Below are 13,068 nucleotides of genomic sequence, written 5' to 3'. Positions count from 1 at the left end.
CTATGCAGGCAAAAACGGAAGCCCGACCGGTCGGGATTATTGGTGGCACCGGGCTGACCACGCTCAGCGGACTGCAAATCATCGGCGAACAGATGGTCGATACGGACTGGGGCGAGCCCTCGGCACCGCTGGTGGAAGGCCGCCTGGGCGAGCAACCGGTGGTTTTCCTGGCGCGTCATGGCAACCCGCACCGCATTCCGCCGCACCAGGTCAATTACCGGGCTAACCTTCAGGCACTGCTTCGCGCGGGTGTTCGTACGGTGGTTGGCGTAAACGCTGTCGGTGGCATTCACCCTGCCATGGGGCCGGCTCATGTGGTGGTTCCCGATCAATTGATTGACTACACCTGGGGCCGGGCGAGCACTTTCTTCGAGGGTGAACTGGAATCCGTGACCCACATAGATTTCACCTTTCCCTACGACCGGGACGCGCGACAGGTGCTGATTGATGCCGCCGCCGGGCAGGGCATTCAATGCTCTGCCTCTGGCGTGTACGGTGCGACCCAGGGGCCGCGCCTGGAGACGGCGGCTGAAATTCGCCGGATGGAGCGTGATGGGTGCGATATCGTCGGCATGACCGGGATGCCTGAAGCTGTGCTGGCGGCTGAGCTCGGGCTGCGCTATGTCTGCCTCGGACTCGTGGTGAACTGGGCGGCCGGGAAGACCGACCAGATTATCACCATGGAGGAAATTCAGGCGGCCATCGATACCGGCATGTCTGACGTTAAGGTCATGCTCGAGCAGTCGGTGGCCGGGCTGGGCAGGCTTAGTCCGTTGCCTCAATCTTCTTGAAAAACACCAGGACGCCGATGGTGGGGGAATCCAGGAAATGGATTTCCTCGCTACGCATGCGGCGGGTTTCCCGAATCCAGGTCAGCAGTTCCAGCGGCGTTCCGGTAAGGCCGGGCTGGAGGGTGTTGCTGTCAGCCTGCTCATTGAGCCCACCCTCTGTGGTTGCCGCCACCGGTGCTTCGCCCTCCGCCGGTGCTTCTGCGATTTCCGCCATCGGCGTGGATTCAGCGTACTGCCAGTGATTCAGATGAACATCCACGTGCAGGTAACGCTGACGGTCGATGGTGATGGTGCCCTCGATTTCCCTGACGCCGGCACGTTCGAGCCAGTCGCCCACAGCCACCTTCAGCGGCTCGCCGTCGTAGTCTGGCGGGAAGGCCTGGTACCAGCCGGCGTTAACCAGCACGCGATACCGGCCGCTGTTCACCAAACGCTGGGCCGCGGAGTTCAATGACAGCTCAGAGGTTGGTGCGAGGTCCAGGGTGGTTTGTACGGTGCCATCCTGAGCGATAGCCTGCAGAACGGCTTCCGTCTCCGGCGCGGGCTCAACCGCCCGACCTTTCATGTTTTCATTGACCGCCGACGGTTCAATCCGGCGCTCGAGAATAACCAGTTCGGCCCGGTAATAATCGGAGGGAATGCCCTGCGCCGAGTTGGGCGATGACGCGGACTCCTGCGCGTGTCCCGCAAAAGGGAACGACAGCAGAAGACCTGCGAACAGTGTCCGGATCAAGGTGCGGCGCGGTAAGAGACCGTCAATTAGCAAGGGGTTACTCCACATACGAGTCGGTTATCTATGAGGTGGCTTCCGCGGCTTTCGCGGGGGCCAGCTCGCCCAGTGTCTTGGAAATGCCGTCGAGTTTACCACTGGTAGAAGTGTCCTTCAGCCGAAAACGGAAGCTGTTGGCGCCCTCCAGTCGGAACTGATCCGGAGCGGCCTGGACTTTTTTCACCAGCACCAGCGGATCGACCGGCGTTGACGCGCCGAACTCCAGGCGCACCCATTCCCGGCCTGCATCGACCTGAACGATGCCCAGGCTGTCTGCCAGGAGCCTGAGCTCGGTTTGCCGGATCAGGTTTTTCGCCGGTTCCGGCAGCAGGCCAAAGCGATCGATCATTTCGACTTGCAGCTCTTTGAGGGCCTCCCGGCTGTCCACGCTGGCAATGCGCTTGTACAGCATCAACCGGTTGTGAACGTCGGGCAGGTAATCCTCGGGAATCAGCGCCGGGATGCGCAGATTCATTTCCGTACCATGACTCAGGGGCAGGTCGGCATTGGGGGTGCGGCCGTCTCTGATGGCTTTGACAGCCTCATCCAGCAGTTGCATGTACAGACTGAACCCGATGCTTTCAATCTGGCCGCTCTGTCCCTCGCCCAGCAGTTCACCGGCGCCGCGAATTTCGAGGTCGTGGGTAGCCAGCATGAAGCCGGCGCCCAGGTCCTGGGACTCGGAAATGGCATCCAGACGCTTCTTCGCGTCTGAGGTGATCGAGCGCGGCGGAGGGGTCAACAGGTAAGCGTAGGCCTGGTGATGCGATCGACCGACCCGGCCCCGGAGCTGGTGTAACTGCGCCAGGCCAAACTTGTCGGCGCGTTCAATGATGATGGTGTTGGCGCTCGGGATGTCGATGCCGGTTTCGATGATGGTGGTGCACACCAGCACATTGAAGCGTTTGTGGTAAAAATCCGACATGATCTGTTCGAGCTCACGCTCGCGCATCTGGCCGTGGGCGACACCAACCCGGGCTTCGGGTATGAGGCGGCGAAGGTCTTCTGCGGTTTTCTCGATGGTGGCGACGTCGTTGTGCAGGAAATACACCTGACCGCCGCGCAGGATTTCCCGCAGGATGGCTTCCTTCACCATGGCATCATCCCGCTGGCGCACAAAGGTTTTCACCGACAGTCGTCGCGCCGGCGGAGTGGCGATGATCGACAGGTCACGAAGGTGTCCCATGGCCATGTTAAGGGTGCGCGGGATAGGCGTGGCTGTCAGGGTTAGCATGTCCACCTCGGCGCGCAGGGCCTTGAGCTTTTCTTTCTGTTGCACGCCGAACCGGTGCTCCTCGTCGATAATCACCAGCCCGAGGTTCTTGAACTTGATGTCAGCCTGGAGCAGCTTGTGCGTGCCGATTACTATGTCGGCCCTGCCTTCTTCGATGGCCGTCAGGGCCTTGCTGGTCTGGCCGCTGCTGCGAAAGCGGCTGAGCAGTTCCACATTCACCGCCGTGTCGGAAAAGCGATCCCGGAAGGATTCGTAATGCTGTTGCGCGAGCAGGGTGGTAGGTACCAGCACGGCAACCTGTTTGCCTGAGTGAGTGGCAATGAATGCAGCCCGCATGGCCACTTCGGTTTTTCCGAAGCCGACATCACCGCACACCAGGCGATCCATCGGGCGTTCGCTGGTCATGTCTTCGGTCACGGCGGCAATGGCCACTTCCTGATCCGGGGTTTCCTCGAACGGGAAACCGGCCGCAAAGGCCCGGTAGGCCTCTTTGGGGTCTTCAAAGCTGAAGCCTTTTCTGGCCTCCCGGCGCGCGTACACGTCCAGCAATTCGGCTGCGGTGTCGCGAATTTTTTCCAGCGCCTTCTGTTTGGCGTTGCTCCAGCGTTCGGTGCCGAGTTTGTGCAGAGGCGCGTGCTCTTCGTCGGTGCCCGCGTACCGGGAGATCAGGTGCAGGCTGGACACGGGAACGTACAGCTTGGAGCCACCGGCATACTCCAGCATCAGGAACTCGTTGGATTCGCCCTCCACGGTGATGGTTTCCAGGCCCTTATAGCGACCAACCCCATGGTCGATATGGACCACCGGGGCGCCAATCCGCAGTTCCGACAGGTCCCGGTAGCCAGCGTCGTCGGTCTGCGTGGGTTTTTCCCGCCGCCGGCGCTGCAAGACGCGCTCGCCAAACAGGGCGGTTTCGGTGATCAGGGCGATGTGCTCTTCAGCAAGCACGAGCCCTTGCTCCATGGGGGCAATGGTAATGGCGAGTGTGCTGTCTCTGTCATCCAGGAAGGCTTGCCAGCTGTTCTCGGGCGTGAGCTTGAGCTGATGGTCGCCGAGGTTTTCGATCAATGCCTCCCGGCGTCCCGACGATTCGGCGCAGATCAGCACCCGCCCGGTGAATTCGTCCAGGAAGCGTTTCAGGCGTCCGGAGGGGTCGGCAGCACGGCCGTCCATCGCGACATCCGGCAGGCTGGACGTGGGGCAGTTTTCTGCGCCCGTGCCCTCGGCGGTCTGCGCCGTCGTGGTGACGCGGGGAAAGTGCTTCAGGTGCCCGAACAGCTCGTCCTGCTGAAGGAAGAGCTCCGTCGGGGGCAGGATCGGACGCATCCGATCGTGGCGGCGGTCTTCGAAACGGGCCCGGGTCTCGGCGTCGAACAAAGCCACTGCGTCATTCAGACCGTCGGCAGTGAACACCAGGGTGTTGCCCGGCAGGTAATCGAACAGGGTGGCCGTGTGGTCGAAAAACAGCGGCAAATAGTATTCGATGCCCGGCGACGTGATGGCCTGTGAAACGTCTTTATAGATAGGAGTGTCCTTGTCGGCGCTCGGGAAGTATTCGAAGAACCGATTTCGGAAACCTGACCGCGCGTCCTTGTGCCATGGAAACTCGTACGCCGGCAGCAGTTCGATGCGTTCGATACGATCGATGGAGCGCTGGGTTTCCGGGTCAAAGGTGCGCAGGGTTTCGATTTCATTGTCGAACAGGTCAATCCGGTACGGCAGGTTGGACCCCATGGGGTAGATGTCGAGGATGGCACCCCTGACGGCGTACTCGCCGTGTTCGTAGACGTTTTCGCTATGTCGATAGCCGGCCGCCTCCAGTTGCATGCGCCAGGCGTCAATATCCAGGGTCTGGCCCACTTCCAGCAGCAGGGTGTTGCCTTGCAGATAATCCACTGGCGCCAGTCGATGCATCAGGGTGCGTGCCGGCACCACCAGCACGCCATGACGGGTGGATGGCAGTCGATGCAGGGTCCGGATGCGCCGGGAGGTAATGTCCTGGTGCGGCGAGAACAGATCGTAGGGCAGGGTTTCCCAGTCCGGCAGCGACAGCAACTCAAGGCCGTCCGGCGTGACCGTTTCGGATTCGTCAGAGGTCGACAGCCCCAGGAAGAAGCGCATGGACTGTTCGAGGCGGATCGCTTCGTCTGTGCTGCGGGTAATGACGAGGGTTAGCCCCTGATGGGCCTGGGCGCTCTCGCAGATGGCGAGGGCGTCACTGCTGCCGTGTAATTGCCCCCAGGTGCGGTGGTCGGCGGCTTTCTTGGGCGCTTGTGGGGCAATCAGCGAATGGGAAGGTCGCGACATGGGGGCTCCTTGGCTCACGGCGATTCTGCGCTTCGGGTACGGGTAACCGGAAGTTGGCGAGCGGCGTATTCTACCGTTGGTGAATGGCGCTGTCATGACGGGGGTTTTCGGTCCCCTGGTGTCCGGTTCAGGCTCTTTACGACGCTACGGGCAGTCCGTATTTGCTGTCAGGCGTTTTACGATGGATAATGTGCGCCCCAAATTTTTAACCAGTGCCCTACAGAGCAGAGGTTCACATCGTGAGTCACGAACAGATCAATCAGCACCTGACTAACTGGACGGAACGAGAGTCTACCGCGGAGGCGATGATTCCGGTCATCGGTCGTCTGTACCGGAAGAACAACGTGGTAACGTCTGTTTACGGTCGTTCCATCATCAACCAGTCGGTGATCGGTATCATCCGCGCGCACCGTTATGTTCGCCAGGTTGAAGACAGTGAGTTGTCTGTTCACGACACCCTGCCAATCCTTGAGGCGCTGGATCGTCTGGAGCTGGGTACCGCTCACATCGATATCGGCAAGCTGGCGGTCAAGTACCGCGAAGAGGGTGGTTCGGATTCGGTGGAAGACTTCCTGAAGCGCGAAATTGCCCCGGTGGTTGGCAAGTACAGCGAGGAGTCAAAGGAAAACGCCACGAACGGAACCAAAGATGTGGTTCTGTACGGCTTCGGCCGGATTGGTCGTCTGCTGGCCCGCATCCTGATTGAAAAGGCCGGTGGTGGCGCCAACCTGCGTCTGCGCGCAATCGTGGTCCGTCAAGGCGGCGCCGACAACGACCTCGAAAAGCGCGCCAGCCTGCTGCGTCGTGATTCTGTCCATGGTCCGTTCAACGGTACCATCTCGGTTGATGAAGAGAACTCCGCTATTGTCGCCAACGGCAATTTCATCCAGGTGATCTACTCCGATGGCCCGGACAAGGTGGACTACACCAGTTACGGCATTGATAACGCCATTGTGATCGACAACACCGGTAAGTGGCGCGACGAAGACGGCCTGGGTCTGCACCTGAAGGCCAAAGGTGTGAGCCGGGTCATCCTGACGGCGCCGGGTAAAGGCGACATCAAGAACATCGTTTATGGCATCAACAACGACTGGATCACCGACGAGGACAAGATCCTGTCGGCGGCGTCCTGCACCACAAACGCCATTACGCCAGTGTTGAAGGCGATTAACGATGAATACGGCATTGTCGATGGTCACGTGGAAACGGTTCATTCCTACACCAATGACCAGAACCTGATTGATAACTACCACAAGGGCAGTCGTCGTGGCCGTTCCGCGCCGCTGAACATGGTTATCACCGAAACTGGCGCTGCCAAGGCGGTTGCCAAGGCGCTGCCGGAGCTGAAAGGCAAGCTCAGCGGCAATGCGATCCGTGTTCCGACGCCCAACGTGTCGATGGCGATTCTCAACCTGAACCTCGATAAAGACGTTTCCGTGGATGCCGTGAATGAGTATCTGCGCGAGATGGCTCTGCACTCCGAGCTGCAGAAGCAGATCGATTTCGTGAATTCTCCGGAAGTGGTTTCTACCGATTTCGTGGGTTCCCGGCATGCCGGTGTTGTTGATGCACAGGCAACGATCGCCAACGGCAAGCGTCTGATTCTGTACGTCTGGTACGACAACGAATTTGGTTACAGTGCCCAGGTGGTTCGCGTTGTGAATCAAATGGCTGGCGTGACATACCCGATTTTCCCGAAGCGCACGCGGGACTGACGGGGCGCCGTCCACTGAGGGGCTGAGCCTGAAAAAAGAAACCCCGGTAACGAGAGTTGCCGGGGTTTTTGTTGTTCAGAATGAAGGCTTAGGCGGTTACGTTTGCGCACAAACGGGTTGGGGTTTCAGCTGGAAATGGGTTTCCTTAATCTCTATAATTGGCGCGATTTTGGGTATGTCTGGCCCCCAGTTTCTCATCATTTCCTGCGTCGAAATGACCGTTTGCCGCCTCCAAGGAATGGGTTTTCCCGCATTCGTGCGGCGGCACGGTGTTTTCCAGGGAGGGAAGTCTGGGCCGCAGGGGCCGGATGTGATGAATTCATAAGCTAGTTTCTGATGATTGGACGAGGCTAATGATTAAGATCAAAAAAGGCCTGAATCTTCCCATCAGCGGCGCCCCCGAGCAGACCATTACCGAAGGCAAGCCCGTTCGCCACGTAGCGTTAATCGGATTTGACTACAACGGCATGAAGCCGACGATGGCTGTTAAAGAAGGGGACCGTGTTAAGCGCGGTTCGCTGCTGTTCACGGATAAGAAGACCGAAGGCGTTCGTTACACTTCACCCGCCGCTGGCGTGGTGAAAGAAATCAACCGCGGTGAGCGTCGGGTATTCCAGTCCATCGTGATCGAAATCGATGGCGATGAGGCGGAATCCTTCGCCAAGTACAGCGAGGCAGACCTCGCTGGGCTGGAGCGCCAGCAGGTGGTTGATAACCTGGTAGAGTCCGGCCTGTGGACGGCATTGAAGACCCGTCCGTACAGCAAGGTTCCGGAGATTGACTCTGCGCCCAACTCCATTTTTGTTTCCGTAATGGACACCAATCCGCTGGCAGCCGATCCCACGGTGATCATTGGCGAGAACAGCGCAGCGTTCGAGCAGGGGCTGACGCTTCTGACCAAACTGACCAATGGCAAAGTGTTCGTGACTGGCAAGCCGGGTTCCAACGTGTCCGTGCCCCAGTCTGACCGGATCGAGATTCAGCAGTTTGACGGTGTGCACCCGGCGGGTAACGTCGGTACCCACATTCACCACCTGGATCCGGTATCCGCCAACAGGACCGTTTGGTCCATCAACTATCAGGATGTGATCGATTTCGGCAAGCTGTTCACCTCTGGCGAAGTTCCTGTCGAGCGCATCGTAGCCCTCGGTGGCCCCAAGGCGCTGAAGCCTCGTCTGGTTCGCACTCGTCTGGGTGCCAGTCTGCCCGAACTGCTGGAAGGCGAAGTGACGACCGATTGTGAAGTCCGCGCGATTTCCGGTTCCGTATTCGGTGGCCGCCGTGGCGACGGTCCCTGTGCATTCCTTGGCCGCTTCGCCAATCAGGTCTCGCTGCTGGAAGAAGGCACCAAGCGTGAATTTATGGGCTGGTTGTCCCCTGGGCCGAACCGGTTCTCGGTGCTGAACATCTATCTGTCGAAACTGATGGGCGGCAAGCTGTTCAATTTCACAACCACGACCAACGGTAGTGAGCGGGCCATGGTGCCGGTGGGAGTTTACGAGCAGGTCATGCCGCTCGACATCCTGCCGACCCAGCTGCTGCGTTCGCTGATTGTTGGTGATACCGAAACGGCACAGAAACTCGGTGCACTTGAGCTGGATGAAGAAGATCTGGCGCTGTGCACCTTCGTGTGCCCGGGTAAATACGAGTACGGTCCGATTCTCCGCGAGAACCTGACCCGAATCGAGATCGAGGGCTAATACGATGGCTATCAGACAGTTTCTCGATGGAATCGAGCATCACTTTGAAAAAGGTGGCAAGTGGGAGCGTTGGTACGCTCTCTACGAGGCCGTCGACACTATTTTCTACACTCCGGGCAAGGTGACCTCCACCACCGCCCACGTTCGTGATGGCGTTGATCTGAAGCGCATCATGATCACCGTGTGGATGTGCACCTTCCCGGCCATGTTCTTCGGTATGTGGAACATCGGTTATCAGGCCAACAGCTTCCTGGCGGCCAACCCGGATGCGCTGGTCGCGGACGGAGGCCTGCGAACGGCCTTTATCCAGGCCCTCGCAGTCACCGGTGCTGGAGCGGGTGTCTGGGATAACTTTGTCTACGGTATGGCGTACTTCCTGCCGGTTTACTTGGTGACCTTCGTGGTCGGCGGCTTCTGGGAAGTGCTGTTCGCCACCGTTCGCCGTCACGAAGTCAACGAAGGCTTCTTCGTAACGTCTGTGCTGTTCGCACTGATCTGCCCGCCCACCATCCCGTTGTGGCAGGTGGCCCTGGGTATCACCTTCGGCGTGGTTATCGGTAAGGAAGTGTTCGGTGGTACCGGCAAGAACTTCCTGAACCCGGCGCTGACGGGCCGTGCCTTCCTGTACTTCGCTTATCCGGCGCAGATCTCCGGTGACACCGTGTGGACTGCGGTTGACGGCTTCAGTGGCGCGACCGCGCTGAGCTGGGCGGCCAGCGGTGGTCTGGACGCTCTGAACGATCAGATCGGCTGGATGAGTGCATTTATGGGCACTATTCAGGGCTCTATGGGTGAAACATCCACCCTGGCGGTGCTGATCGGCGGCCTGATCCTGCTGATGATGAAGATCGCCAGCTACCGTATTGTCGGTGGTGTGTTGATCGGCATGATCGGTATGTCGCTGCTGTTGAATGTGATTGGCTCAGACACCAACCCGATGTTTGCGGTCCCGGCCCACTGGCATCTGGTGATCGGTGGTTTCGCCTTCGGCATGATGTTCATGGCGACCGACCCGGTTTCTGCCGCCATGACCAACACCGGCCGCTGGTGCTTCGGTATCCTGGTGGGCGTGATGACGGTTCTGATCCGTGTGATCAACCCGGCGTTCCCGGAAGGCATCATGCTGGCAATCCTGTTTGCAAACCTGTTCGCGCCGCTGATGGACCACTACGTGGTGCAGGCCAACATCAAACGGAGGCTCGCTCGTGGCTAAAGCTAAAGAAACTGTCTCCAGAACGCTCATTGTTGCGCTGGTGCTGAGTATCGTGTTTTCCGTCGTGGTTTCCACGGCGGCGGTGATGCTCAAGCCTGCGCAGGTCAAGAACCAGAGCCTGGACATCAAGACCAACATCCTGTCCGCAGCGGGCATGCTGCCCCAGGGCGCCAGCGCTGACCAGATTGAAGACATGTTTGGTGAGTTCGATGTACGCCTTGTTGATCTGGACACCGGTGAATTTGTTGAACCGGATGCCGTGGGTGTGGCGGATCCGATGAAGTACGACATGTACAAAGCGGCTTCTGACCCTCAGATGTCCACCAACATTCCGTCTTCCGAAGACAAGGCCGGCATCAAGCGTCGCCCGAACGTCGCCAAGGTCTACACCATGAGTGAGAACGGCCAGATCACCCGCGTGGTGCTGCCGATTCACGGCTATGGCCTCTGGTCCACCCTGTACGGCTTCATCTCCCTCGAAGGCGACCTGAACACCGTGGAAGGTCTGGGCTTCTACGCCCACGCCGAAACCCCGGGTCTGGGTGGCGAAGTGGATAACCCGCGCTGGAAACAGCAGTGGGTCGGTAAGGAAGTGTACGACGGCGAGCGCGCCGAGCCGAAGATCCGCCTGGTCAAGGGCGGTGTCGGTCCGAATGCCGCTGAGAAGGAGCACAAGATCGATGCTCTGTCCGGCGCCACACTCACCAGTAACGGTGTCCAGAACCTGGTCAACTACTGGATGAGTGAGCGTGGCTACGCAACATTCCTACAAAAACTGCGTAAAGAGGAGGTCTGATCATGGCAGATGCATCGGCCAAACAGGTTCTCTTCGAACCGATCTTCAGTAACAACCCGATTGCCCTGCAGATCCTCGGTATCTGTTCTGCGCTGGCGGTAACCACCAGCATGAACGTGTCCCTGGTTATGTGTATGGCGGTCATCGCGGTAACGGCATTCTCCAACCTGGCGGTGTCGCTGGTGCGGACCCAGATCCCGGGCAGTATCCGGATCATCGTACAGATGACCATCATCGCCTCACTGGTAATCGTGGTTGATCAGATCCTCAAGGCCTACGCCTACGAGATCAGCAAGCAGCTGTCGGTATTTGTTGGTCTGATCATTACCAACTGCATCGTTATGGGCCGCGCTGAAGGCTTCGCGATGAAAAACGGCCCCTGGCTGAGCTTCCTAGATGGTATCGGTAACGGTCTGGGGTACTCGGTTCTGCTGCTGTTCGTGGCGTTTTTCCGTGAGCTGCTGGGTGCGGGCTCCCTGTTCGGTATTTCCCTGATGCCGACCGTCAATGAGGGCGGCTGGTACATTCCGAACGGTCTTCTGCTGCTCCCGCCGAGTGCCTTCTTCATTATCGGTCTGGCAATCTGGGGCCTGCGTACCTGGAAACCTGATCAGGTGGAAGAGGCTGACTACAAGATGTCTCGTCACAAAGCCAAGGAGGCGTTTTAATGGAACACTATCTCAGCCTCATTCTTAAGGCCATTTTCGTTGAAAACATGGCGCTGGCGTTCTTCCTGGGGATGTGTACCTTCCTGGCCATTTCCAAGAAGATCGAAGCCGCTCTGGGTCTGGGGATTGCCGTGGTGGTTGTACTGACGGTCACCGTGCCGGTCAACAACCTCCTGTATAACGGAATTCTCCGTGAGGGCGCGCTGGATTGGGCCGGCCTGCCGAATGTCGACCTGAGCTTTTTGGGTCTGCTGTCGTACATTGGTGTAATCGCCGCGATCGTCCAGATCATGGAGATGGTGCTGGATAAATACATCCCGGCACTGTATGCGGCCCTCGGGGTGTTCCTGCCGCTGATCACCGTTAACTGTGCGATTCTCGGTGCCTCTCTGTTCATGGTGGAGCGTGACTACACCTTCGGAGAGAGTGTGGTGTACGGCTTTGGTGCCGGTGTGGGCTGGGCGCTCGCCATCGTGGCTCTGGCCGGTATCCGTGAAAAGCTCAAGTACAGCGATGTTCCGGAAGGTCTGCGTGGCCTGGGTATCACCTTCATTACCGTTGGTCTGATGTCCCTGGGTTTCATGTCCTTCTCCGGAATCTCACTGTAATTCACCCGGTGATTCGGTTTAACGAAAAGGCGAGACCATGAATACAGAAATTATTCTCGGCGTGGTCATGTTCACCGTTATCGTTCTGGCGCTGGTCGCGATCATTCTCGCGGCCCGCTCCAAACTGGTAAGCACCGGTGATGTGACTATCGAAATCAATGACGATCCTGAGCACACCCTGACTACCGAAGCCGGTGGCAAGCTGCTCGGCACATTGGCGAACAGCGGCATCTTCCTGTCCTCCGCGTGCGGCGGCGGCGGTACCTGTGCCCAGTGTAAATGTAAGGTTCTGGACGGTGGTGGTGCGATGCTGCCCACCGAGAAGACTCACTTCACCAACCGCGAAGAGAAGGAAGGCTGGCGTCTTTCTTGCCAGGTGCCGGTGAAGCAGGACATGAAAATTGAGGTTCCTGAAGAGTTCTTCGGCGTTAAGAAGTGGGAGTGTGAGGTTATCTCCAACCACAACGTCGCTACCTTCATCAAAGAGCTGGTTCTGAAACTACCGGAAGGCGAGGAAGTGGACTTCCGCGCCGGCGGTTACGTGCAGCTGGAGTGTCCTCCGTACGAAATCAACTTCAAGGATTTCGACATCGAGGAAGAGTTCCACGAAGACTGGGACAAGCACGACATCTGGCGCTACAAGGCGATCAACAAGGAAGAGACCATCCGGGCCTATTCCATGGCGAACTACCCGGAAGAGAGGGGTGTTCTTAAGTTCAACATCCGGATCGCGACACCGCCTCCTGGCACCGATCACCCGCCGGGCATCATGTCCAGCTACGTGTTCAACCTGAAGCCGGGCGATAAGGTCACTGTGATGGGGCCGTTTGGTGAGTTCTTCGCCAAGGAAACCGAAGCGGAGATGGTGTTCGTGGGTGGTGGTGCCGGTATGGCTCCGATGCGCTCGCACATCTTCGATCAGCTCAAGCGCCTGAACTCCAACCGCAAGATTTCCTTCTGGTATGGTGCACGGAGTGTCCGAGAGATGTTCTATGTGGAAGACTTCGATGGTCTGGCTGCAGAGAACGACAACTTCGAGTGGCACGTGGCGCTGTCGGATGCGCTGCCATCCGATAACTGGGAAGGCTACACCGGGTTCATTCATAACGTTCTGTACGACAACTATCTGAAGGATCACCCGGCGCCTGAGGACTGTGAGTTCTACATGTGTGGGCCTCCCATTATGAACGCCTCGGTTATCAAGATGCTGAAGGATCTTGGTGTCGAGGATGAAAACATCATGCTGGATGATTTCGGAGGTTAATCA

10 protein-coding genes are annotated in these 13,068 nt (G+C 58.5%); 8 read left to right on the top strand and 2 right to left on the bottom strand.

Annotated features, from left to right (window positions below; translation table 11 throughout):
- The first annotated feature begins 2 nt into the window (after window positions 1–2).
- Window positions 3–791 (top strand): S-methyl-5'-thioinosine phosphorylase, encoded by a 789-nt coding sequence (locus LPB19_RS14370; RefSeq protein ID WP_206643572.1) that lies wholly within the window; start codon window positions 3–5, stop codon window positions 789–791.
- Here LPB19_RS14370 and LPB19_RS14365 read toward each other — a convergent pair.
- Both LPB19_RS14365 and mfd read right to left on the bottom strand, forming a co-directional pair.
- Window positions 766–1,557 carry a CsiV family protein gene (locus LPB19_RS14365; RefSeq protein ID WP_228289127.1) on the bottom strand — a complete coding sequence of 264 codons (792 nt, stop codon included), beginning with the start codon at window positions 1,555–1,557 and terminating at the stop codon, window positions 766–768. The two genes, LPB19_RS14370 and LPB19_RS14365, sit on opposite strands and share 26 nt — an antisense overlap.
- Before the next feature lie 28 nt (window positions 1,558–1,585).
- Window positions 1,586–5,101, bottom strand: coding sequence for a transcription-repair coupling factor (mfd, locus tag LPB19_RS14360; RefSeq protein ID WP_206643570.1), 3,516 nt, complete (start codon window positions 5,099–5,101; stop codon window positions 1,586–1,588).
- A 239-nt stretch (window positions 5,102–5,340) separates the two neighbouring features.
- On the opposite strand from mfd, the gene LPB19_RS14355 reads away from it, so the two are divergent.
- From LPB19_RS14355 to nqrF, 7 genes are all read left to right on the top strand, one after another.
- Window positions 5,341–6,816 carry a glyceraldehyde-3-phosphate dehydrogenase gene (locus LPB19_RS14355; RefSeq protein WP_206643569.1) on the top strand — a complete coding sequence of 492 codons (1,476 nt, stop codon included), beginning with the start codon at window positions 5,341–5,343 and terminating at the stop codon, window positions 6,814–6,816.
- A 353-nt stretch (window positions 6,817–7,169) separates the two neighbouring features.
- A complete protein-coding gene (locus LPB19_RS14350) occupies window positions 7,170–8,516 on the top strand; it encodes a Na(+)-translocating NADH-quinone reductase subunit A (protein WP_206643568.1) in 1,347 nt (448 codons plus the stop codon).
- Between the two features lie 4 nt (window positions 8,517–8,520).
- Window positions 8,521–9,729, top strand: coding sequence for an NADH:ubiquinone reductase (Na(+)-transporting) subunit B (locus tag LPB19_RS14345; RefSeq protein ID WP_206643567.1), 1,209 nt, complete (start codon window positions 8,521–8,523; stop codon window positions 9,727–9,729).
- On the top strand, window positions 9,722–10,525 hold the full coding sequence (locus LPB19_RS14340) for a Na(+)-translocating NADH-quinone reductase subunit C (protein ID WP_206643566.1): 804 nt from the start codon (window positions 9,722–9,724) through the stop codon (window positions 10,523–10,525). The genes LPB19_RS14345 and LPB19_RS14340 overlap by 8 nt, the downstream gene beginning before the upstream one ends.
- 2 nt (window positions 10,526–10,527) lie before the next feature.
- Complete coding sequence (locus LPB19_RS14335) at window positions 10,528–11,193, top strand: NADH:ubiquinone reductase (Na(+)-transporting) subunit D (RefSeq protein WP_206643565.1); 666 nt, start codon at window positions 10,528–10,530, stop codon at window positions 11,191–11,193.
- The gene (nqrE, locus tag LPB19_RS14330; RefSeq protein WP_206643564.1) at window positions 11,193–11,801 is read left to right on the top strand and encodes an NADH:ubiquinone reductase (Na(+)-transporting) subunit E; all 609 of its coding nucleotides are present in this window, start codon (window positions 11,193–11,195) and stop codon (window positions 11,799–11,801) included. The genes LPB19_RS14335 and nqrE overlap by 1 nt, the downstream gene beginning before the upstream one ends.
- A 37-nt stretch (window positions 11,802–11,838) precedes the next feature.
- The gene (gene nqrF, locus LPB19_RS14325; RefSeq protein ID WP_206643563.1) at window positions 11,839–13,065 is read left to right on the top strand and encodes an NADH:ubiquinone reductase (Na(+)-transporting) subunit F; all 1,227 of its coding nucleotides are present in this window, start codon (window positions 11,839–11,841) and stop codon (window positions 13,063–13,065) included.
- The last annotated feature ends 3 nt before the right edge of the window (window positions 13,066–13,068 follow it).

Origin of the sequence: Marinobacter salinisoli (assembly GCF_017301335.1) — a bacterium.
Classification (GTDB): Bacteria; Pseudomonadota; Gammaproteobacteria; order Pseudomonadales; family Oleiphilaceae; genus Marinobacter; species Marinobacter salinisoli.
The sequence above is the reverse complement of the archived record's forward strand: the minus strand, read 5'-3'. Positions and strand labels throughout refer to the sequence as shown.

Excerpts from the sequence above, each read along its gene's own strand:
- nqrE (WP_206643564.1), top strand. The coding sequence starts at position 11,193 with ATGGAACACTATCTCAGCCTCATTCTTAAGGCCATTTTCGTTGAAAAC.
- mfd (WP_206643570.1), bottom strand. The coding sequence starts at position 5,101 with ATGTCGCGACCTTCCCATTCGCTGATTGCCCCACAAGCGCCCAAGAAA.
- LPB19_RS14335 (WP_206643565.1), top strand. The coding sequence starts at position 10,528 with ATGGCAGATGCATCGGCCAAACAGGTTCTCTTCGAACCGATCTTCAGT.
- LPB19_RS14370 (WP_206643572.1), top strand. The coding sequence starts at position 3 with ATGCAGGCAAAAACGGAAGCCCGACCGGTCGGGATTATTGGTGGCACC.
- LPB19_RS14350 (WP_206643568.1), top strand. The coding sequence starts at position 7,170 with ATGATTAAGATCAAAAAAGGCCTGAATCTTCCCATCAGCGGCGCCCCC.
- LPB19_RS14345 (WP_206643567.1), top strand. The coding sequence starts at position 8,521 with ATGGCTATCAGACAGTTTCTCGATGGAATCGAGCATCACTTTGAAAAA.
- nqrF (WP_206643563.1), top strand. The coding sequence starts at position 11,839 with ATGAATACAGAAATTATTCTCGGCGTGGTCATGTTCACCGTTATCGTT.